This is a genomic window from Ochrobactrum sp. RH2CCR150, from assembly GCA_014138095.1.
Taxonomy (GTDB): domain Bacteria; phylum Pseudomonadota; class Alphaproteobacteria; order Rhizobiales; family Rhizobiaceae; genus Brucella; species Brucella gambitense.
In genome coordinates this window covers 87,014-106,009 of the sequence record JACGXE010000003.1, presented here as the reverse complement: position 1 = coordinate 106,009, position 18,996 = coordinate 87,014, and the positions used below count along the sequence as shown (strand labels likewise).

Here is an 18,996-nt window from a genome sequence, read left to right as displayed (position 1 = left end):
CGCAAGCGCTCACACGGCGAAATATGTTTTCGACGCATAGGCGTTAAGAGCCTGAATCAAAAAGCGGCATGCGTGCGCGAAAATGGTGATTTTCGAGTACCGGAGCGGAGCGTACTTTTGGGTACGTGAGCACCGGAATGAAGGAAATTGCCATTTGCAGCCACACAGGGCGACTTTTGGAACAGGCTCTAAGAGAGACGAAGTGTGATGGCACCCAGCACAATGAGTGCCGCTGCCGCAAAACGCGGCAACCCCACCTTTTCCTTCAGCACGACCGCAGAAATGATCATGCCGAAAAGAATGGCGGTTTCACGCAAGGCGGCCACCACGGCAATTGGGGCCATGGTCATTGCCCAGAGCGCCAGCCCGTAGGAACCGAGCGTTCCCACACCGCCGATCAGCGCCGGACGCCAGCGATTGCGCATATAGCTGATGAACCGGTCCGGCTCACGATAGAGTGCCCAACCGGCAAGCGGCACGGCATTGATGACAAACAGCCACAATGTATAGGAAAGCGGTGCACCGGACGCCCGCACGCCAAGACCGTCGATAATCGTGTAACCCGCAATAAAGCCGGCATTGGTCAGGGCCAGAACGGCTGTGCGGCTGGAGGTGCCGCGATTGCGCCGCCTTGCTTCCAGCGCCATGGCCAGCACGCCCGAGCAGATGAACACGATGCCGAGCCAGCTTCTCCAGCCCATGACTTCGCCGACCAGCGGCGCGCTGACCAGCGCGACGAGTAAAGGCGGCGTGCCGCGCATGATCGGATAGGCTTCGCTCATATCGCCGGATTTATAAGCCGCCGCCACCAGTGACATATAGAAAGTCTGGGTAACGGTGGACATCAGGATATAGACCCAGCTGACCGAGTTCGGCATTGGCAGAAATGGCACGATGAAAAGCGCGATGAAGCCGGCAGCGCCGGTCACGCTGGCGGCAGCAAAAAACTTGTCGCCGCTGCTTTTGACGATAGCGTTCCAACTTGCGTGAAGAAACGCGCCAAAAAGGACGATCAGAAGGACGCCACCGGACATTGCAAGCTCGACTCAGGTGAAGATGCGGTTGGTGACCGTTGTATGTCACATTTATGACAGCCAAGGCGAATCGGAAATTCGCATCGCTCTTGCCGAAAACCACAAGCTGTGAAACAAGCGCGATCATGAACTATCGTCACGCCTATCACGCCGGAAATTTCGCGGATGTCGTCAAGCACGTCATCCTCGCCCGTATCATCGATTATCTGAAGCGCAAGGATCAAGCCTTTCGCGTCATCGATACCCATGCGGGCATCGGGCTTTACGACCTGAAAGGCGTCGAAGCGGGCAAGACGGGTGAGTGGACGGGCGGCATTCACCGCCTTGTCGATGCGGTCGACAAGGGCCAGATCGAACCGGCGGCACTCGAACTGCTCACGCCTTATCTTGATGCGGTGCGCGGGGTAAACGCGGACGGAAAACTCCGTCATTATCCCGGTTCGCCCTATGTGACGCGGCATCTGTTGCGCAAACAGGACCGTCTGTCGGCGCTGGAACTGCATCCGCAGGATGCGGCCAAACTGGCAAAGCGTTTTGACGGCGATTATCAGGTGCGCGTCATTGAACTTGACGGCTGGCTGGCGCTGGGCGCGCATCTGCCGCCGAAGGAAAAGCGCGGCCTCGTGCTGGTCGATCCGCCTTTCGAAATAGAAGGCGAATTTGACCGTATGGTGGATGGTCTCGCCAAGGCGCACAAGCGCTTCGGCGGCGGTACTTATGCGCTGTGGTATCCGGTGAAGGATCGCAAGGAAATCGAGCGTTTCGCCAAACGGCTTTATGAAACCGGCATCCCGAAAATCATGCAGATCGAGCTGGCGATTCGCCCGCCCTCATCCGAACCGCGCCTCGATGGCACCGGTATGATCGTCGTGAATCCCCCCTATACACTCGAAAGTGAGATGCAAACGCTGCTTCCCACCCTTACGAAACTGCTGACTGAGGAAAAGGGAAGCAATTTCAGCGTTCGGTGGATACGCGGTGAGACGGATCGCACTTGACCGTTGAGGCCTGCTGAAAGAAACTGCGCGAAGCAAAGCTTCGGCTATCACAGACATAAGCGCGCGCTTCGCGTTCGCATTTTGGGACAGGATAGAGACATGCAACTTACCTCGGGCAAACTGGATCGCTTCGGACGCTTTTCGCGGGTCGCCCTCTTCGCCGCCTCCGTCCTGCCGCTAACCTTTGCAGCCCTGCCCGCCAGTGCTGCCGATTATCTTCAGTCCGCCCCAGCGGTTGTCGACAACACCGTCTGCAACCAGCAGAGCGTGCTACGCTCGGTGGTTTCGCGTTTCGGCTATCAGGTGCGCCATGTGCCCGAACTGCCGCAGGTTGGCATTTCCGCCATGAGCGATGTACGCCTGACCCGCTTTGAGCCGAAGACAAACCCGGCTGAGATCGAACGCACCTATTGCAAGGCCACCGCCGTGTTGAGCGACGGCCAGTACCGTTCGGTCTGGTATCTGATCGAAGAAGGTCAGGGTTTTGCCTCTGTCGGTCGCAACGTGGAATTCTGCGTTGAAGGCTTTGACCGCTGGTATGTCTACGACGCGCCAAGCTGCCGCGTCCTCCGCTGACCTGACCGGAGGTCCCATGCTGCGAATACTGGCGGCTGTCCCAAGCGCTTTGCGTTCTGTTGCCCTGATGGCGACATTGTTGTCAGGGCTCTCAGGCGTAGCTTTTGCTGACGACCGCGACAGCGGCGATGTACCCGGCGATTTCGACTTCTATGTCCTGTCGCTTTCGTGGTCGCCGAGCTATTGCGCGTCGGAGGGCCGTCGCGCCAACAAACAGCAGTGCAACACGCAGCGGCCTTTCGGCTTCGTTGCCCATGGTCTCTGGCCGCAGAATGAATGGGGCTATCCGGCCAATTGTCGGCTCGACAATGAGCGGAGCCGCGGCGGTTATGTCCCGCGCCAGATCATTTCCAGCCTTTCCGACATCATGCCTGCTGCCGGATTGATCGGTCATGAATGGCGCAAGCACGGAAGCTGTTCCGGCCTGTCGCAGACCGACTATTTCGGCACGCTTCGCAAAGCCTATGATCAAGTCAATATTCCGCCAAGCCTTCGCAGCGTGAGCGGCAACCGCCGGGTTGACCCGATGCTCATCGAAAACGCCTTCATCGCTGCCAATCCGGGCATGAAGGCCAATGGCATTTCCGTCACGTGCCAGCGCAACTATCTTCAGGAAGTGCGCATCTGCATGACGAAAGACCTCCAATTTCGCGCCTGCCAGGAGGTCAACAACAACTCCTGCCGCAGCCGTTCGGTCATGATGCCAGCAACCCAATAATCTTCATTCTCAGGAATCAAACATGACGCAGATTCTCTATTCACCCGCCTCGCCTTACAGCGCAAAGGTGCGTATGGCCGCGCATTATGCAGGCGTCCCTTTTGAAAGCGTGGTCGTGAACACGTCGGCCGAGCCGGAGAGCCTCATCAGCGCCAATCCGCTCGGCAAGATTCCAACCCTCGTCACGGACGATGGCAAGGCGGTTTTCGACAGCCGGGCCATCACGCAATATCTGAACCGCGTATCCGGCAACAAGCTTTTCCCACGAAATGCGGAAAAGCGCACCGATGCGGAACGCTACGAAGCCATTGCCGATGGTCTGGCCGACGTTCTCCTCGCACATGTCTACGAACGCCGTCTGCGCCCGGAAGAGAAAATCCATCAGCCATGGCTGGACCTGCAATGGCGCAAGGCTGAACGTGCGCTCGACCTGCTCAACGAAGCCCCGCCGCGTCTGGCGGGCAAGCTCAATGCGGGCCATATCGCCGTTGCGGCTGTGCTCGGCTATCTCGCTCTGCGTTTCGATGGCAAATGGGAGCGTGGTCGTCCGAAGCTCAAGCGCTGGGTCAAGCGTTTTCAGGAACTGCATCCGGAACTCGCGGCCCTACTGCCGCAAGGCTAAGCCTTTTTCATGAAAAGCATGAACGCCCCGGATGGTCGTCGCTATCCGGGGCGTTTACGTATTTGGCGATTAGAGCGGCTCCGGTTAGAACGGAATCGTAGAACCGCTCTAGCTATTTGTTTTTGCGCATTATCCTACGCAAAACCGCTACGCACTTTTGCTGGAAATGCTCTAGTGATTGCCGTCCAGGGCCTTCAGGATGCGGTAACCAGCCTTGATCCGTTCCTCGTTCGGATAGTTGCGGTTTGCAAGCATCACAATGCCGATCTTCTTAGCCGGCACAAAGGCCACATAAGCACCAAAGCCGCCGGTCGATCCGGTCTTATTGAGCAGCATGTCGTCTGACGGCTGCATCGGCGGATCGAGCTTTTCGATTTTATGCGATTTCATCGCCATGTCGGATGTGTTGCCGCCAAGCAGCGTTTTCAGGCTCAGCGGATAGGTGTACCGCTCCCAGCCGAGGCTCTGTGTCATGTCTCCGACCTTGTAATAGCCGGTATGGGTGGCCGCCACGGCGTTTTGCATCGGCTGATCGAGCGATGCGCTATCCATATTCAACTGCACAAAGCGAATCAGATCCGGTGCCGTGGTCTTGATTCCATAAGCCTGTGCGTCGAAGGCGCCGGGAGACACGCGGATCGGCTTGTTGGCTTTCGAATAGCCATAAGCGTAATTCGACATCTGGCTTTCAGGCACATGAATGAATGTGTGCTTGAGGCCGAATGCCGGAATAAGCTTGTTTTCCATCACCTTGTCGAAGGTCTCGCCCATGCTTTGGGCGGCAAGGTAACCGAACAGACCGATACTCGGATTCGAATAACGCCGTTGTGTTCCCGCCGGATAATCCGGCTTCCAGTTCTTGAAATAGTCGATCATCGTCTTGTGATCGGTGACGCTGTCCGGGAACTGCAAAGGCAAACCGCCCGCCGTATAGGTGCCAAGATCAAGCATCGAGGCCTTGTCAAAGCTGCTGCCCTGAAGCTCTGGAGCGTATTTCGTCGCCACGTCGCCCAGTTTGAACGCGCCGTCCGCAAGCCCCATTCCGCCCAGCGTTGCAGTGAAGGTTTTGGAAACGGACCCGATCTCGAAGATCGTGTCTTCGGTCACCTTCTGTCCGTTTTCCTTCGAGGCGACGCCATAGCCGAAAAAGTAGGTCTCACCGCCAGCGGTAACGGCGACAGCCATTCCGGGAATTTTGTGCTCAGCCATGACAGGCTTGATCGTTTCATCGACCAGATGCCTGATTTCCTTGTCGCTCAGTGCGCTCGCAGCCTGCGCAGATACACTGGGCAACAGGCTGGCGGCAGCGGCCATGCTCAAAGCAGAAACGGTAGTTTTTCTCATGACTTATACGCAATCCTCATTGTGAAGCGATTTTTCCACCGCTCTGGGGGCATGCGGTGGAAATCATTGTTTTCTCATATGAAATAACGCGCGTTAGCCCTGATGCAGGTGAATTGAAATCAAAACCCGTCTATCCGGCACTATTGATATAAGCGAGCTATACGTCCGAAACAAACGACGTTATCTTGGCTCTGGCATTAGAAAAATTTGGGTATTGCAATGGTACGGCCTCATCTTCCGCTGAATGCACTGCGCGCCTTCGAGGCTTCCGCTCGCCACCTGAGCTTCACCAAGGCGGCAATCGAATTGTGCGTGACACAGGCCGCAGTCAGCCATCAGGTGAAAAGCCTTGAAAGCCGCCTCAATGTCACCCTGTTCGAACGCCTGCCGCGTGGATTGTTGCTGACGCACGAAGGCGAAACGCTGCTGCCCACCTTGCGCGAGGCCTTTGACAATATCGCCGGGACGCTGGAACGTTTTGAGGGCGGGCACTACCGGGAGGTTCTGCGAGTCGGCGTCGTGGGAACGCTGGCGGTCGGCTGGCTGATCCCTCGCCTGCGCGATTTTCAGACCACGAATCCATTTATCGATTTGCGGCTTTCAACCAACAATAATCGCGTCGACATCGCAGCTGAAGGACTGGATTTTGCGATTCGGTTCGGGTCCGGTGCCTGGCACGACGTCGATGCAACCCGACTTCTGGAAGCACCGCTTTCGCCCTTGTGCATTTCGGACATAGCAAGCGAGCTGAAAACGCCATCGGATCTGACACGGCAGACGCTGCTCAGATCCTACCGGGCTGATGAATGGTCGCAATGGTTTGCCGCTGCTGGCGTCACCGGCGACATGCCGCTCCCCAAAAGCATCATGTTCGACTCATCTCTGGCGATGATGGAGGCCGCAATACATGGCGCGGGCGTAGCACTTGCACCGCCGTCAATGTTTACCCGGCAGCTTCATGCCGAAACAATCGTTCAGCCCTTCCAGCAAACGGTAACGATGGGAAGCTACTGGCTGGCCCGACTTCAGTCGCGTCAGGAAACGGACGCCATGGCCGCCTTCCGTAAATGGCTGGTTGATACCGCACAGCGGGAAGGTCATTGACTGGACGAGCTTTCGGCAAAGAGCATTTTAGACAACAAAAAACCGGGCAGTTGCCTGCCCGGTTTTCCGTGTTCAATTATCAGATAATTAGAACTTGTAGCCAACGCCGACGCGGATGTCGTGGGTGTCGAGCTTGTTGCTGACCGAAGCGCCGCCGATGTCGTAGTCCTTGTTACCGAACTGGGTGTAGCGATATTCAACGCGGCCCAGGATGTTTTCGGTCAGCTTGGCTTCCATACCGGCACCAGCAGTCCAACCAACGCGGAACTTGCTTTCGTCGTCGCCAGCGGCGCTGAGCTTAACCTGCGAACCAGCAACACCACCGGTGATGTATGGCATGATCGGGTTCAGGTCGTAGCCGAGACGTGCACGCAGCGAGCCTTCGAAGCCCTGCTTGACTTCCAGACCGTCCTTGGACTTCTTGGCCCAGGAGTAACCGGCGTCACCTTCAACACCGTATACGAACTGGTCCTGCTGGAAGTTCCAGCCAGCATATGCGCCAGCCTTCCAGTCGTCAGGCTTTACGGTGCCAACAGCGTCGGTCTTGGCCTTGTTCCAGCCGTAGCCGAGGTACAGACCGGTGTAGCCGCCAGCCCAGGTGTTCTGAGGCGCCATTTCGACCGGAGCCGGAACAGGAGGCTGTTCCTGAATGGCGTCAGCAGCAAAGGCAGTCGCAGAGAACGGCAGCAGCGCAGCCGAGGCGATTACGAGAGACTTAAGAGTGCGCATAGCATTCTCCTTACACAAATTACGTTTGACACGGTCCCTTATCGGGCGGGCAGCGTTTTGGGAGTGAACTGCCCATGCCGTGCTGATGGGGAGGAGGTATCGTCGGTAATTGCGGCACGAAATGCCCGCTTCTGTGAAGAAAACCTGACGAGAAAATGGCAAAAATGCGATGTTGCATTCTCGCAACGCCAACCTTTTGTGACTATATGAGCAGGTGCGGATTGTTGCGGGGCAATCAACTCACCCCCTCGCCACGAGAAGCACCTGAAATTGCTACTATTTTGTCAGCAGCCGACCCGCTTGGCGCTATTAATGGATGCAATTTGACGAGCAAAATGGCATGAAAATCACGAGAGAATCTCGATAAGAAAGTGTTTACCGTGTTGAACGATCAGGAAGTCAGCCAGCTTGCAAAATGTCCGGTTCTTGTGACGGGCGGCGCACGGCGCATCGGAAAGGCGATTGTCGAAGACCTCGCCGCCCATGGCTTTCCTGTTGCGATCCACTGCAATCGCTCGGTTGACGAAGGGCAGGCTCTGGCCGACGCCATTCTTGCGCGCGGCGGTATGGCCTGTGTCGTTCAGGCCGATCTGACATCCGAGCAGGATGTGCGTGGTCTCATCGCGAAAGCCGAGCGACAGCTTGGGCCCATCCGCCTGCTCGTCAACAATGCGTCCTTGTTTGAAGATGACCGGGTTGGTGATCTCGACATGGCGTTGTGGGACAGGCATTTCGCGATTCATCTCAAAGCACCGGTCATTCTCTCGGAAGCCATGGCCAAAGCCTTGCCGGAAACAACCGATGGGTTGATCGTCAATGTGATCGACCAGCGGGTCTGGAAGCTCAATCCGAACTTCTTCTCTTATACGCTGTCCAAGACAGCGCTTTGGAATGCGACCCGCACGCTCGCGCAGGCGCTAGCACCGCGCATTCGTGTCAATGCCATTGCGCCGGGACCGACCCTGCCAAGCGAACGGCAGCGCCCGGGCGATTTTGAACGACAGGTCAGCAAGGTCGCCTTACAGCGTGCGCCAGAATTGCCGGAATTTGGGCGTACAGTGCGTTACTTCTGGGAGAATCGTTCCATTACCGGCCAGATGATTGCGCTCGATGGCGGGCAGCATCTGGCATGGGAAACCCCCGACATCGCAGGAATCACTGAATGAGCGGCAACCGCAAAAACCATGACGATACCAGTGCGAACTTGCCGTCCGACGACGAGCAGGACGTGGCCGGTATTATCATTGGCGATGCGGAAGCCGAAGATGATGACGATAGCGACGACACGGGTTCCGAAATTGTCGCCGCGCCTTCCATGGCCGACCAGATCCAGTGGGATTCGTCCGACGGACTGCCGGATACGGCAGGGCTTGGCGGTCAGGATATCATCAACGCCTTCGTCAAACGCCTGCCGAACAATCCCGGCGTCTATCGCATGTTCAACAGCGATGGCGATGTTCTTTATGTCGGCAAGGCGCGGAACCTCAAAAAGCGCGTTTCCAATTATGCACGCGGCATAGCTCATTCCAACCGTATCGTGCGGATGATCCGCGAGACGGCGATGATGGAATTCGTCGTGACGCGCACGGAAACCGAAGCGCTGCTGCTAGAAGCAAATCTGATCAAAAGATTGCGCCCGCGCTTCAATGTGCTGATGCGCGACGACAAGTCGTTTCCCTATATTCTTCTGACCGGCGACCATCGCGCGCCCGGCATTTTCAAACATCGTGGTGCGCGTTCGCGCAAGGGCGACTATTTTGGCCCCTTCGCTTCGGCGGGCGCAGTGGGACGCACGATCAATGCGCTGCAACGCGCCTTTTTGCTGCGCACCTGCACCGATTCGGTGTTTGAAAGCCGCACGCGCCCCTGCCTGCTCTATCAGATCAAGCGCTGCTCCGGCCCCTGCACGCACGAAATCAGTGATGCGGACTACGGAGAGCTGGTCTCTGAGGCCAAAGCATTCCTGTCCGGCAAGAGTCAGTCGGTGAAAGACCATCTGGCTACCGCCATGCAGGCCGCCTCTGCCGATCTCGATTTCGAACATGCCGCAGTTTATCGCGACCGTCTGGCAGCGCTTTCGCATGTCCAGTCGCATCAGGGCATCAACCCGCAGACGGTCGAAGAAGCCGATGTTTTCGCCATCCATCAGGAAGGCGGCATGACCTGTATTCAGGTCTTCTTCTTCCGCACTGGCCAGAACTGGGGCAACCGCGCTTATTATCCGAAGGCCGACAGTTCGCTTGGCCCGGCGGAAGTTCTGGGCGCATTCCTGTCGCAGTTTTACGACGACAAGCCCTGCCCCCGGCTTGTGCTTTTGTCTGAAGTCGTGGAAGAACAGGCGCTTATCGCCGAGGCGCTTTCCACCCGCGCCGGTCATAAGGTGCAGGTCAATGTGCCCCAGCGTGGCGAGAAAAAAGACCTCGTCGATCACGCACTCACCAATGCGCGCGAAGCACTAGGGCGCCGGCTTGCCGAAACCTCGTCGCAGGCGCGTCTGTTGCAAGGCATGGCGGAGACATTCGGCCTTGCGCGCACCCCGCGCCGCATTGAGGTTTACGATAACTCGCACATCATGGGCACGAATGCTGTTGGCGGCATGATCGTCGCCGGGCCGGAAGGCTTCGTCAAAAATCAGTATCGCAAGTTCAACATCCGCTCGACCGATATTACGCCGGGCGACGATTTTGGCATGATGCGCGAAGTGATCGAGCGTCGCTTTTCAAGGCTGGTCAAGGAACATGGCGCACCGGATGAAGCACCCGATCCGGAAAGCGTTGAAACACCTGAAGTCACTGACAGTTTCCCGGCCTGGCCCGATGTGATTCTCATTGATGGTGGACAGGGGCAAGTGGGGGCTGTGCGTCAGATTCTCAATGAAATGGGTATCGCCAATCTCGTCAATGCAATCGGCATTGCCAAGGGCGTGGACCGTGAGGCGGGACGCGAGCGGTTTTTCGTGGAGGGCAAGCAGCCTTTCACCCTGCCTCCGCGTGATCCTGTTCTTTATTTCATCCAGCGCATGCGCGATGAAGCGCACCGCTTTGCCATCGGCACGCACCGCGCAAGGCGCAAGAAAGAGATGATCAAGAACCCGCTCGATGAAATTGCGGGAATCGGTCCATCGCGCAAACGCGCTTTGCTGCATCATTTCGGCACGGCAAAAGCGGTTTCGCGCGCAGCTGTGGAAGATCTGATGCAGATCGACGGCATATCGGAGGCAATGGCACGCACCATTCACGATCATTTTCGTGACCGGTGACGCAATTTTGATGCGCTTTTGCGCGCCAGCGTCATAAGGTCCAACCAGAACACCTGCACAAGTGTTGATTTTATTGATCATCCCTGTTGATGTGCACACAATAACGGTTACGGCGGAACAATGCAGAAAAATCATACCCTCTCCTTGCCCAACATCCTTACTTACGGACGGATTGTCGCCGTGCCGCTTGTGGTGTTGTGCTTCTTTGTGGAGGGACGTCTTGAATCCAGCGACTTTGCACGCTGGACCGCTCTTGGCCTGTTTGTCGTCGCCAGCATCACCGATTTCTTCGACGGCTATCTTGCGCGCATCTGGAAGCAGACCTCGACGATCGGTCGCATGCTTGACCCGATCGCAGACAAGCTTCTTGTGTCTGCCATTCTGCTGCTTCTGGCTGCCGATGGCACGATTGCGGGCTGGACCCTGTGGGCGGCAATTATCATCCTGTGCCGCGAAATTCTGGTTTCGGGCCTGCGTGAATATCTCGCAGAACTGAAGGTCAGTGTTCCCGTTTCACGTCTCGCGAAGTGGAAGACCACGGCGCAAATGGTTGCGCTGGCCTTTTTGCTGGCCGGCCCTGCCGGTGATAAAGTCATGCCCTATGTAACAGAACTGGGCATCGTGCTGCTCTGGATTTCGGCAATCCTCACGCTTTATACGGGCTGGGATTACTTCAAGGCAGGCCTCAAGCACGTGATGGATTAAGCTCGTGAGCATCAAAGTCGTCTATTTCGCCTGGGTGCGGGAGAAAATCGGCAAGGATGAAGACCTCATCGTCCTCCCTGCCCCGAAAGTGACGGTCGGCGAACTCATTAGCCAGCTGAAAACCCGCGGTGAAGAATATGAAGCCGCGTTTGAGCATGGCGACGTTATCCGCGCGGCAATCAATCAGGAACATGCCGAACACGATGAATTCATCCAGGACGGGGACGAGGTTGCTCTTTTCCCGCCCATGACGGGTGGCTGAGATGAGCGGGCAACCGATTTGCCCGCTGTTCGTCAGCGTTCGCGAAGAGGATTTCGACGCGACGGCGGAAGTGGAAAAACTTCGCGACGGCCGCAAGGATATTGGCGCCATTGTCACCTTTTCAGGGCTTTGCCGGGATGAAAACGGTCGCCTCTCCGCGCTTGAACTCGAACATTATCCGGGCATGGCGGAAGCCGAGATCAGGCGCATTGCCGAACAGGCGATGGCACGCTGGCCGCTTCTGGGCATATCCGTCATCCACCGTTACGGGCTTATCAAGCCCGGCGACAATATTGTATTCGTCGCAACCGCTTCGGCGCATCGCCTTACCGCCTTCGAGGCAGCCTCTTTTCTGATGGATTTCATGAAGACCGGTGCTCCGTTCTGGAAGCGCGAGCATCTTGCTGACGGCACTGCGGATGGCTGGGTCGCAGCCAAGGACGACGACGAATTAAGTCGAAAGCGATGGGTCAAGTCGCAAGATACTTGAACCGCTCAATCCGCACTTTGATCTATTTGCAGGAAACTCCGTTTCACTTTAAGTGCGAATTAACTATTTAAACCCCTAAAATACAGGGTAATTTGGGTGGCACTTACTTGTGCTGCCACAATTTTCACATGAAGATTTCCTTATTGTCTGCGGAGTGAATCAAGCTCCTGTCGGACGCGGATCGCGGACGGAGCGACGGACACTGCAACACTGTAACGATGGGAGAATATTCCCGGTTGTGCAGGAACGAGGTTTCGGACTTTAAGAATGCGAAAACTACTGAAGAGCACTCTTTCAATTGCGGCGGCACTCGTGGTCGGCCTTGGCGCGCTGGGTGGCGCAGCCTTGTTCCTGAACACGTCCATGCCAACGAGCAGCATTGCCGCAGAAAAGACTGTCAGTGGCAAGGTCATGTATCGCGAACGCATCGCCCTGCCGCCGGAGGCCAAGCTGACGGTGCAGCTTGAAGATATTTCGCTTGCCGATGCGCCGTCGCAGACGATTGCCGAAACCCGCATTGATTCCGCACAAGGATCACCGATCCCATTCGCAATCAATTTCGACACGGACAAGATCCAGCCGGGCCATACCTATGCCCTGCAGGCGCGTATTACGGCTGGCGATACGCTCTGGTTCGTCAACGACCAGAATTACACCATCGACCCGGCCAATCCCGGCGCTCCGATTGAAATGCGCGTCGTCATGGTCCGCAAGAGCGCAGACGAGACCATATCAATCGGCATTGAAGGCAAGGACTGGCTGGCGGAAGACATTCAGGGCGGCGGCGTCATCGACAATGCCCAGACCACACTGACTGTCACCCCCGACGGCTCTGTCAGCGGTTCGGGCGGCTGCAATCGTTATTTCAGCAAGGCGACGGTGACAGGCGAAACGATTTCCTTTGCCGAAGTCGGCTCGACCTACATGCAGTGCCCGCCTGCGCTCATGAACCAGGAACGCAAGTTCCTCGATACGCTGACGAAAACGCGATCATACAAGATCGACACCGTGGGCAAACTCGTCCTTCTCGATCAGGACGGCCAAGAGATCGCGACACTGGCGCAAAATCTCTGATTTAATTTAAGAGAAGATACAAAAAAGCCGGGCTCGCGCCCGGCTTTTTTCATTTATGCGGATCGGATTAGCCGACGATTTCGGTGCCCGAGAACCAGTAAGCGATTTCTTCGGCAGCGGTTTCCGGAGCGTCGGAACCGTGAACCGAGTTTTCGCCGATCGACAGTGCGAATTCCTTGCGGATCGTACCAGCGTCTGCGTTAGCAGGGTTGGTTGCGCCCATGACTTCGCGGTTCTTGGCGATTGCGTTTTCACCTTCGAGAACCTGAACGATCGTCGGGCCCGAAGACATGAATTCGGTCAGTTCGCCGAAGAAAGGACGGTCCTTGTGAACAGCGTAGAAGCCCTGTGCTTCACGCAGGCTCATCCAGACGCGCTTCGAAGCGACAACACGCAGACCAGCTTCTTCAAGCTTGGCGGTGATTGCGCCGGTCAGGTTGCGGCGGGTCGCGTCGGGCTTGATCATGGAGAAGGTACGTTCGATTGCCATTATGACACCTTGTTTGCTGGGAAATTTTAGAAAAGTGAGGCTCTATACCGTCGATAGGCCTGATTGCCAAGAGGCCGCGCCATTTAGAACACATCCAGTACCGCCTAGCAGCTTGAGACGGCAGAAATTTGAAGGCATAGATAATGCCATTCTGATTCAGGCTGTCAGGTAGCGGGGGAATCGCATGGAACAGCATTTTCAAATGTTTGCGTGGTATAACCGCTGGGCCAATGAACTGCTCTATACCGCTGCAGCCGATCTGAGCGATGAGGAATACCGGCTCGATCTCGGCCTGTTCTTCGGCTCAGTCCATCGTACGCTCAACCATCTTCTGGTCACAGACCGCATCTGGATGAAGCGGTTTACCGGCGAAGGCGATCATCCAAAGCAGCTCGATGCGATCATCACCGACAATTTCATCACGCTGCGCGATCTGCGCCACGCCGAAGATGAACGCATCTGTCGCTATACCGACGGATTGGACGCCGACAAGCTCGCGGGGCGCTTTACCTATACAACCGTCTCGGACATGCGCACGATGAGCCAGCGGCTCGCGCCTTCTCTGGCGCATCTGTTCAATCACCAGACCCACCATCGCGGCCAGATCCATGCGGCCCTGACACGGCTCGGCACCGACGCCCCCTCACTCGACCTCGCACAATTCCAGCGCACGGAAGGCGGTCGCCGCTTCGCTTGATTGATGTTGATACTTGCAGAAATGCCCGGAGCCGTGCAAAAGCCAGTCCATGCTTATTCTCGATGACATTTCCGTCCGCATCGCCGGACGCCTTCTGATCGATCATGCCAGCGTGACGCTGCCTGCCGGGTCGAAGACCGGCTTTGTCGGTCGCAACGGCACGGGAAAGTCCACCCTGTTCCGGGTCATCACCGGCGATCTCGCGCCTGAAACGGGCAGCGTATCGGTGCCGAAAAACACCCGCATCGGTCAAGTGGCACAGGAAGCCCCCGGCACGGAAGAACCGCTGATCGAAATCGTCATGAAGGCGGACAAGGAGCGCGCGGCGCTTCTCGACGAAGCCGAGACGGCGACCGATCCGCATCGCATCGCGGAAATCCACACGCGGCTTGCTGATATCAACGCCCATTCGGCGGAAGCGCGCGCAGGCGCGATCCTGTCCGGTCTCGGTTTCAACGCCGAAGCGCAACGGCGTCCGGCGTCGGCCTTCTCCGGTGGCTGGCGCATGCGCGTTGCGCTCGCTGCGGTTCTGTTTTCAGAACCGGACCTGCTGCTGCTCGATGAGCCGACCAACTATCTCGACCTTGAAGGCGTGCTATGGCTGGTCGACTATGTGAAGCGCTATCCGCACATGGTCATCATCATCAGCCATGATCGGGATCTTTTGAATTCAGCCACGACCTCGATCATGCATCTCGACCAGAAGAAAATCAGCTTCTGGCGCGGCAATTATGACCAGTTCGAGCGGCAACGGCATGAAATGCTTGAATTGCAGCAGAAGGCGCATGCCAAGCAGGAAGCACACCGCAAACACATGGAATCCTTTGTCGAGCGGTTTCGCGCCAAGGCCACCAAGGCCAAACAGGCACAGTCCCGCCTCAAGGCATTGCAGAGGCTGAAGCCCATCGACCTTTATGTCGAGAGCCATGTGCAGCCGTTCAGCTTTCCCGATGCGGAAAAGAAGGCCGCCTCGCCCATTATCGCGCTGGACCACGCCGATGTCGGCTATGTGCCCGGTAAGCCGGTGCTGCGCAACGTGACGCTGCGCATCGACAATGATGACCGCATCGCGCTGCTCGGTTCGAACGGCAATGGTAAATCCACACTCGCCAAGCTGATTGCGGGACGGTTGAAGCCTGAGAACGGCACGCTGACTATTTCGCCCAATCTGAAAGTGGCCTTTTTCGCACAGCATCAGATGGACGATCTGGTGCCGGAAGATAACGCCATCGAGCATGTGCGCAAACTGATGCCGACCGAACCCGAAGCGAAGGTTCGCTCTCGCGTGGCGCGGATGGGGCTTTCGACCGAAAAGATGCTGACACCCGCCAGGGATCTGTCCGGTGGTGAAAAGGCGCGTCTTCTGATGGGGCTTGCAACCTTCCACGGCCCGAACCTTCTGATCCTCGACGAACCGACCAACCATCTGGATATCGATAGTCGTGAAGAACTGGTCCACGCGCTCAACGCCTTCAACGGTGCTGTCATCCTGATCGCGCACGACCGCCATCTGATCGAAGCCACGATGGAGCGGCTTTGGCTGGTGCGCGAAGGCGGCGTGAAAGCGTTTGAGGGCGATCTCGACGAGTATCGCCAGATCGTTCTGGCCGACGCCAAGGGCGAACCACCTTCCGAACGCGATGAAGGTCCGAAGGTCAACAAGGCCGAGCAGCGCAAGCTTGCCGCGCAGAGGCGCGAAGCCATGGCGCCCTTGCAGAAAAAGATCAAGGAAACCGAGAGCTTGATGCAGAAACTGCAGAAACAGATTCAAGCTTTCGCTGCTCAGCTGGAAGATCCGGCGCTTTATGAGAAAGAGCCTCAGAATGCCATTCGCATCAACAAAGATATGAGTGATGCAAAATCCGCACTAGCGAGTGCGGAAGAAGAATGGCTGGAGCTTTCATCGGAATATGAAGAGGCGATGGCGGATTAATCCGCCATTGCTCATGCAATAAATCCAAGAGCGAACACAAGCGCCAACAGCATCCATCCGATAATGCGCACCCAAAGCGGCAATGGCCTTGGCGCGAACCGGACTGCCAGAACCGCGAAAATGACGGTGAGGATCGGAAATCCGAAATAAATCGCGGCGTAACCGCTCGATCCTTCAAAAGACGAACCGAATACGCCTAGCCGCTCAAGCGGAAACAAGGCGATGAACGCCAGCACCGCCGACAAAAGAAGCAGAAGCAAGCGGTCTGAAACGGTGCGAACGAGTTGCATGGCTCAGCTCTGCCGGCGCAGTCGGGTGCGCATCAGGCCGTAAACACCCAGCACGCCCAAAACCAGACCGATAGTCGTAAAGGTTTCGTCCGGCGTCTCCGCCCCACGGCGCAGAACCAGATCGGCCTTCGATATTTGCAGGCCGTCCGTATTGCCCTGAACAAGACGAAACGCATATTGGCCCGGAATGACGGGATCGATATCGCCCGCACTCTGGCGCAGCGGCGTTCCATCCTGCGGGCGGTCCGTATTGATCGAGCTGCTGTTGGATACGAAATCAAGCCCCTGCGACAAAACCGGCTGGCCATCGCGGCTGACAGCAAGCGTCAGCGCGGAGCGACGTTCTGCCGGGACATAGCCGGGCAACGGCGTGGCATCGATGAAGACGCGCACCGGTGCATCGCCCGCTTCAAGGCGCACTTCCTGTACCTTGAAGGTGCTCTGGCGGTTATCCAGCATCGTCCAGCGGCCGATCTCGCTGCCGGTGAAATGGCGCATATACCAGGGGTAGCCCAAACCGAGCCCGACGCCCGCCACGATCATCGCAACAAAAACCGGACGCATCAGGCTTTCCGCTCCCAACGGCGATCAGGCGTCTGCTGCCAGTAAGTCAAATCGTGATGCTCCGCCTTGAAGGCTTTCCATTGTCCACGCGCAATATCGAGCTGGTCCTGATCGTGACCGTCGAACATGACCACGAGCCGTTCATAACTGCCGACCTGCTCCAGCCCAGCGCCTTCCACCAGAAAGCGGACGGTTGCGCCATTGGCATTGTTTTCGGTCGTCGTCAGCAGAACGGGCTGCTGCTCCGGGTTGGGTTCCACATCGGTGCCATGGGCAACGAAGGACGTGTCGGAAAAGGTCCACAAGAGGTTATCGAGCGCATCGCGTCTCTCTTCGCTGACGGTCTGCACCGTCACACGCCAGCCGCGCCCAAGCGACCGCTCGACGAGGCCCGGCAGGGCTTCGTCGAGTGTCGATTCCGTCAGATGGTAGAACAGGATTTCCGCCATGCACGTTCCAGAACTGTTTGCGAAGCGGGGCGGAGAAAATGATTCACATTTCCGCCCCATCTTCTTGTTTCCAAAAGAGTTTAGCTCTCGAAATGATCGCGGACAAGGCGGTCGAGCAAACGTACGCCATAGCCGGACGCCCAGGTCTGGCTATATTCGTTTGCCAGGGACCCCATTGCCGTGCCTGCCACGTCGAGATGCGCCCAAGGCGTTTCGCCAACAAAGCGCTTCAGGAACTGCGCGGCGGTGATCGAGCCGCCGTAACGACCGGCGCTGTTCTTCATATCGGCAAACTTCGAATCGATCATCTTGTCGTATTCGGCGCCGAGCGGCAGACGCCACAGCTTCTCGCCCGTTGCCTGACCGGCATCGTAAAGCTGGTCGGCCAGCTCGTCGTCATTCGAGAACAGGCCAGCATGATACTGGCCGAGCGCCACCATGACCGCGCCGGTCAGCGTGGCCAGATTGATGATGAAGCGCGGCTTGAAGCGATCATTGGTGTAGTGCAGCGCATCGGCCAGCACCAGACGGCCTTCCGCGTCGGTGTTGATAACCTCGATGGTCTGGCCAGACATGGTCGTGACGATGTCGCCCGGGCGCTGCGCATTGCCATCGGGCATGTTTTCCACAAGGCCGATCACGCCAATGGCGTTGACCTTGGCCTTGCGTCCGGCGAGCGCGCGCATCAGGCCCGTTACGGCAGCAGCGCCGCCCATGTCGCCCTTCATGTCTTCCATGCCACCAGCCGGCTTGATGGAAATGCCGCCCGTGTCGAACACGACGCCCTTGCCGACAAAGGCGACCGGCTTTTCCTTGCCCTTCGCGCCCTGCCATTCCATGATGACGAGACGTGGCGGACGCACCGACCCTTGCGCAACGCCGAGAAGAGCGCCCATGCCGAGCTTTTTCATTTCCTTTTCGCCGAGGATTTCGATTTTAACACCGAGCTTCTCAAGCTTTTCGGCTTCTTCGGCAAATTCCACAGGTCCGAGCACATTGGCCGGTTCGTTGACCAGATTGCGTGCCTGAATGACGCCGTCCGAGATGGCTTCCGCTACTTCGAAGGCCTTCTTCGCGCTGTGCGTGTCGGCAACATTGATGGTGATCTTCGCAGCGTGCTTCGGTTCTGCGTTTTCCTCGTTCTTGCGCGTCTTGTAACGGTCGAACTTGTAGGAGCGCAGGATCATGCCCAGCGCAACGTCGGCTGCTTCATCACCGGCAATCGTCGTCTCCGGCAGGGCCAGCGTGACCGTCGCACGTTCGGACTTTCCGATTCGCGAAAATGCCGCGCCGCCGATCTTCAGCCAGTCGTCATTGCCAAGCTTGCCCGGCTCGCCAACGCCGACCAGAACAATCTTGTCGATGCCACCAGCCGTCGTTTCGATCGCCTCAGCCGTTTTGCCCAGCGCGCCAGTGAAATCGGAAATTTCCAGAATACGCGCAATCTTTTCTGCACCGCCAACGGCCCTTGCCGCTTCTTCAGCGAAGCCCCCACCCTTGGCAACCAGAACGATGGCTACGCCTTTTTCCGGTGCTTCAAACTCGCCGAAAGAAATCGAAGGACGTTTAGACATGATAACTCCAAACCGATGGCCCATTGATAAATGACACGATTGTGTCGCGACTTTTCCCCACTCATGTGAGACGAATATGGCGAA

The 18,996-nt window shown here is 57.2% G+C and carries 21 protein-coding genes; 13 read left to right on the top strand and 8 right to left on the bottom strand.

Features of this window, described 5'->3' with window-relative positions:
• Positions 1-188 precede the first annotated feature (188 nt).
• Positions 189-1,034, bottom strand: coding sequence for a DMT family transporter (locus FHW03_RS07940; protein WP_182520161.1), 846 nt, complete (start codon positions 1,032-1,034; stop codon positions 189-191).
• A 125-nt stretch (positions 1,035-1,159) separates the two neighbouring features.
• Between FHW03_RS07940 and FHW03_RS07935 the strand changes: the two genes are divergently transcribed.
• From FHW03_RS07935 to FHW03_RS07920, 4 genes are all read left to right on the top strand, one after another.
• Positions 1,160-2,032, top strand: coding sequence for a 23S rRNA (adenine(2030)-N(6))-methyltransferase RlmJ (locus tag FHW03_RS07935; RefSeq protein ID WP_182520160.1), 873 nt, complete (start codon positions 1,160-1,162; stop codon positions 2,030-2,032).
• Between the two features lie 99 nt (positions 2,033-2,131).
• The gene (locus FHW03_RS07930) at positions 2,132-2,608 is read left to right on the top strand and encodes a phage portal protein (RefSeq protein WP_182520159.1); all 477 of its coding nucleotides are present in this window, start codon (positions 2,132-2,134) and stop codon (positions 2,606-2,608) included.
• 16 nt (positions 2,609-2,624) lie between these two features.
• Positions 2,625-3,326: a ribonuclease T gene (locus tag FHW03_RS07925; protein ID WP_182520158.1), complete on the top strand. Its 702-nt coding sequence runs from the start codon at positions 2,625-2,627 to the stop codon at positions 3,324-3,326.
• Positions 3,327-3,348: 22 nt separating this feature from the next.
• On the top strand, positions 3,349-3,948 hold the full coding sequence (locus FHW03_RS07920; protein ID WP_182520157.1) for a glutathione S-transferase: 600 nt from the start codon (positions 3,349-3,351) through the stop codon (positions 3,946-3,948).
• Between the two features lie 171 nt (positions 3,949-4,119).
• Here the strand turns inward: FHW03_RS07920 and ampC are convergent, their stop codons facing one another.
• Positions 4,120-5,292 carry a class C beta-lactamase gene (ampC, locus tag FHW03_RS07915; RefSeq protein WP_182520156.1) on the bottom strand — a complete coding sequence of 391 codons (1,173 nt, stop codon included), beginning with the start codon at positions 5,290-5,292 and terminating at the stop codon, positions 4,120-4,122.
• Positions 5,293-5,511: 219 nt separating this feature from the next.
• Between ampC and FHW03_RS07910 the strand changes: the two genes are divergently transcribed.
• Complete coding sequence (locus FHW03_RS07910) at positions 5,512-6,396, top strand: LysR family transcriptional regulator (protein WP_182520155.1); 885 nt, start codon at positions 5,512-5,514, stop codon at positions 6,394-6,396.
• An 87-nt stretch (positions 6,397-6,483) separates the two neighbouring features.
• Here FHW03_RS07910 and omp25 read toward each other — a convergent pair whose 3' ends face one another.
• Entirely contained in the window at positions 6,484-7,125 is a 642-nt protein-coding gene (gene omp25, locus FHW03_RS07905; RefSeq protein WP_182520154.1) for an outer membrane protein Omp25, read from the bottom strand.
• A gap of 380 nt (positions 7,126-7,505) precedes the next feature.
• On the opposite strand from omp25, the gene FHW03_RS07900 reads away from it, so the two are divergent.
• The 6 genes from FHW03_RS07900 (at position 7,506) to FHW03_RS07875 (ending at position 12,915) form a co-directional block, all read left to right on the top strand.
• The gene (locus FHW03_RS07900; protein WP_182520153.1) at positions 7,506-8,291 is read left to right on the top strand and encodes an SDR family oxidoreductase; all 786 of its coding nucleotides are present in this window, start codon (positions 7,506-7,508) and stop codon (positions 8,289-8,291) included.
• Complete coding sequence (gene uvrC / locus FHW03_RS07895; protein ID WP_182520152.1) at positions 8,288-10,384, top strand: excinuclease ABC subunit UvrC; 2,097 nt, start codon at positions 8,288-8,290, stop codon at positions 10,382-10,384. The genes FHW03_RS07900 and uvrC overlap by 4 nt, the downstream gene beginning before the upstream one ends.
• A 120-nt stretch (positions 10,385-10,504) precedes the next feature.
• Positions 10,505-11,089 (top strand): CDP-diacylglycerol--glycerol-3-phosphate 3-phosphatidyltransferase, encoded by a 585-nt coding sequence (gene pgsA, locus FHW03_RS07890; RefSeq protein ID WP_182520151.1) that lies wholly within the window; start codon positions 10,505-10,507, stop codon positions 11,087-11,089.
• A gap of 4 nt (positions 11,090-11,093) precedes the next feature.
• Positions 11,094-11,351, top strand: a complete 258-nt coding sequence (gene moaD, locus FHW03_RS07885) for a molybdopterin converting factor subunit 1 (RefSeq protein WP_182520150.1) — start codon at positions 11,094-11,096, stop codon at positions 11,349-11,351.
• A gap of 1 nt (position 11,352) precedes the next feature.
• Complete coding sequence (locus tag FHW03_RS07880; protein WP_182520149.1) at positions 11,353-11,841, top strand: molybdenum cofactor biosynthesis protein MoaE; 489 nt, start codon at positions 11,353-11,355, stop codon at positions 11,839-11,841.
• 267 nt (positions 11,842-12,108) lie between these two features.
• Positions 12,109-12,915 carry a YbaY family lipoprotein gene (locus FHW03_RS07875; RefSeq protein ID WP_182520148.1) on the top strand — a complete coding sequence of 269 codons (807 nt, stop codon included), beginning with the start codon at positions 12,109-12,111 and terminating at the stop codon, positions 12,913-12,915.
• Positions 12,916-12,982: 67 nt separating this feature from the next.
• Here the strand turns inward: FHW03_RS07875 and ndk are convergent, their stop codons facing one another.
• Positions 12,983-13,405, bottom strand: coding sequence for a nucleoside-diphosphate kinase (gene ndk / locus FHW03_RS07870; RefSeq protein WP_109368676.1), 423 nt, complete (start codon positions 13,403-13,405; stop codon positions 12,983-12,985).
• Positions 13,406-13,589: 184 nt separating this feature from the next.
• Between ndk and FHW03_RS07865 the strand changes: the two genes are divergently transcribed.
• Both FHW03_RS07865 and FHW03_RS07860 read left to right on the top strand, forming a co-directional pair.
• Positions 13,590-14,102 carry a DinB family protein gene (locus tag FHW03_RS07865; RefSeq protein ID WP_182520147.1) on the top strand — a complete coding sequence of 171 codons (513 nt, stop codon included), beginning with the start codon at positions 13,590-13,592 and terminating at the stop codon, positions 14,100-14,102.
• A 49-nt stretch (positions 14,103-14,151) separates the two neighbouring features.
• Positions 14,152-16,035 carry an ABC-F family ATP-binding cassette domain-containing protein gene (locus FHW03_RS07860; protein WP_182520146.1) on the top strand — a complete coding sequence of 628 codons (1,884 nt, stop codon included), beginning with the start codon at positions 14,152-14,154 and terminating at the stop codon, positions 16,033-16,035.
• A gap of 11 nt (positions 16,036-16,046) precedes the next feature.
• Here FHW03_RS07860 and FHW03_RS07855 read toward each other — a convergent pair whose 3' ends face one another.
• The 4 genes from FHW03_RS07855 to FHW03_RS07840 all read right to left on the bottom strand — a co-directional run bounded on the left by FHW03_RS07855 (position 16,047) and on the right by FHW03_RS07840 (position 18,912).
• A complete protein-coding gene (locus FHW03_RS07855; protein WP_182520145.1) occupies positions 16,047-16,325 on the bottom strand; it encodes a hypothetical protein in 279 nt (92 codons plus the stop codon).
• 3 nt (positions 16,326-16,328) lie between these two features.
• Positions 16,329-16,889 carry a type IV secretion system effector BspB gene (gene bspB, locus FHW03_RS07850; RefSeq protein WP_182520144.1) on the bottom strand — a complete coding sequence of 187 codons (561 nt, stop codon included), beginning with the start codon at positions 16,887-16,889 and terminating at the stop codon, positions 16,329-16,331.
• Positions 16,889-17,338: a DNA polymerase III subunit chi gene (locus FHW03_RS07845; RefSeq protein WP_182520143.1), complete on the bottom strand. Its 450-nt coding sequence runs from the start codon at positions 17,336-17,338 to the stop codon at positions 16,889-16,891. Before FHW03_RS07845 ends, bspB begins: the two co-directional genes overlap by 1 nt.
• A gap of 80 nt (positions 17,339-17,418) precedes the next feature.
• Positions 17,419-18,912 (bottom strand): leucyl aminopeptidase, encoded by a 1,494-nt coding sequence (locus FHW03_RS07840; RefSeq protein WP_182520142.1) that lies wholly within the window; start codon positions 18,910-18,912, stop codon positions 17,419-17,421.
• Between the last annotated feature and the right edge of the window lie 84 nt (positions 18,913-18,996).

Coding starts and splice junctions, on each gene's coding strand:
- FHW03_RS07940 (WP_182520161.1), bottom strand. CDS start 1,034: ATGTCCGGTGGCGTCCTTCTGATCGTCCTTTTTGGCGCGTTTCTTCAC.
- FHW03_RS07935 (WP_182520160.1), top strand. CDS start 1,160: ATGAACTATCGTCACGCCTATCACGCCGGAAATTTCGCGGATGTCGTC.
- FHW03_RS07930 (WP_182520159.1), top strand. CDS start 2,132: ATGCAACTTACCTCGGGCAAACTGGATCGCTTCGGACGCTTTTCGCGG.
- FHW03_RS07925 (WP_182520158.1), top strand. CDS start 2,625: ATGCTGCGAATACTGGCGGCTGTCCCAAGCGCTTTGCGTTCTGTTGCC.
- FHW03_RS07920 (WP_182520157.1), top strand. CDS start 3,349: ATGACGCAGATTCTCTATTCACCCGCCTCGCCTTACAGCGCAAAGGTG.
- ampC (WP_182520156.1), bottom strand. CDS start 5,292: ATGAGAAAAACTACCGTTTCTGCTTTGAGCATGGCCGCTGCCGCCAGC.
- FHW03_RS07910 (WP_182520155.1), top strand. CDS start 5,512: ATGGTACGGCCTCATCTTCCGCTGAATGCACTGCGCGCCTTCGAGGCT.
- omp25 (WP_182520154.1), bottom strand. CDS start 7,125: ATGCGCACTCTTAAGTCTCTCGTAATCGCCTCGGCTGCGCTGCTGCCG.
- uvrC (WP_182520152.1), top strand. CDS start 8,288: ATGAGCGGCAACCGCAAAAACCATGACGATACCAGTGCGAACTTGCCG.
- pgsA (WP_182520151.1), top strand. CDS start 10,505: ATGCAGAAAAATCATACCCTCTCCTTGCCCAACATCCTTACTTACGGA.
- FHW03_RS07880 (WP_182520149.1), top strand. CDS start 11,353: ATGAGCGGGCAACCGATTTGCCCGCTGTTCGTCAGCGTTCGCGAAGAG.
- FHW03_RS07875 (WP_182520148.1), top strand. CDS start 12,109: ATGCGAAAACTACTGAAGAGCACTCTTTCAATTGCGGCGGCACTCGTG.
- ndk (WP_109368676.1), bottom strand. CDS start 13,405: ATGGCAATCGAACGTACCTTCTCCATGATCAAGCCCGACGCGACCCGC.
- FHW03_RS07865 (WP_182520147.1), top strand. CDS start 13,590: ATGGAACAGCATTTTCAAATGTTTGCGTGGTATAACCGCTGGGCCAAT.
- FHW03_RS07860 (WP_182520146.1), top strand. CDS start 14,152: ATGCTTATTCTCGATGACATTTCCGTCCGCATCGCCGGACGCCTTCTG.
- FHW03_RS07855 (WP_182520145.1), bottom strand. CDS start 16,325: ATGCAACTCGTTCGCACCGTTTCAGACCGCTTGCTTCTGCTTCTTTTG.
- bspB (WP_182520144.1), bottom strand. CDS start 16,889: ATGCGTCCGGTTTTTGTTGCGATGATCGTGGCGGGCGTCGGGCTCGGT.
- FHW03_RS07845 (WP_182520143.1), bottom strand. CDS start 17,338: ATGGCGGAAATCCTGTTCTACCATCTGACGGAATCGACACTCGACGAA.
- FHW03_RS07840 (WP_182520142.1), bottom strand. CDS start 18,912: ATGTCTAAACGTCCTTCGATTTCTTTCGGCGAGTTTGAAGCACCGGAA.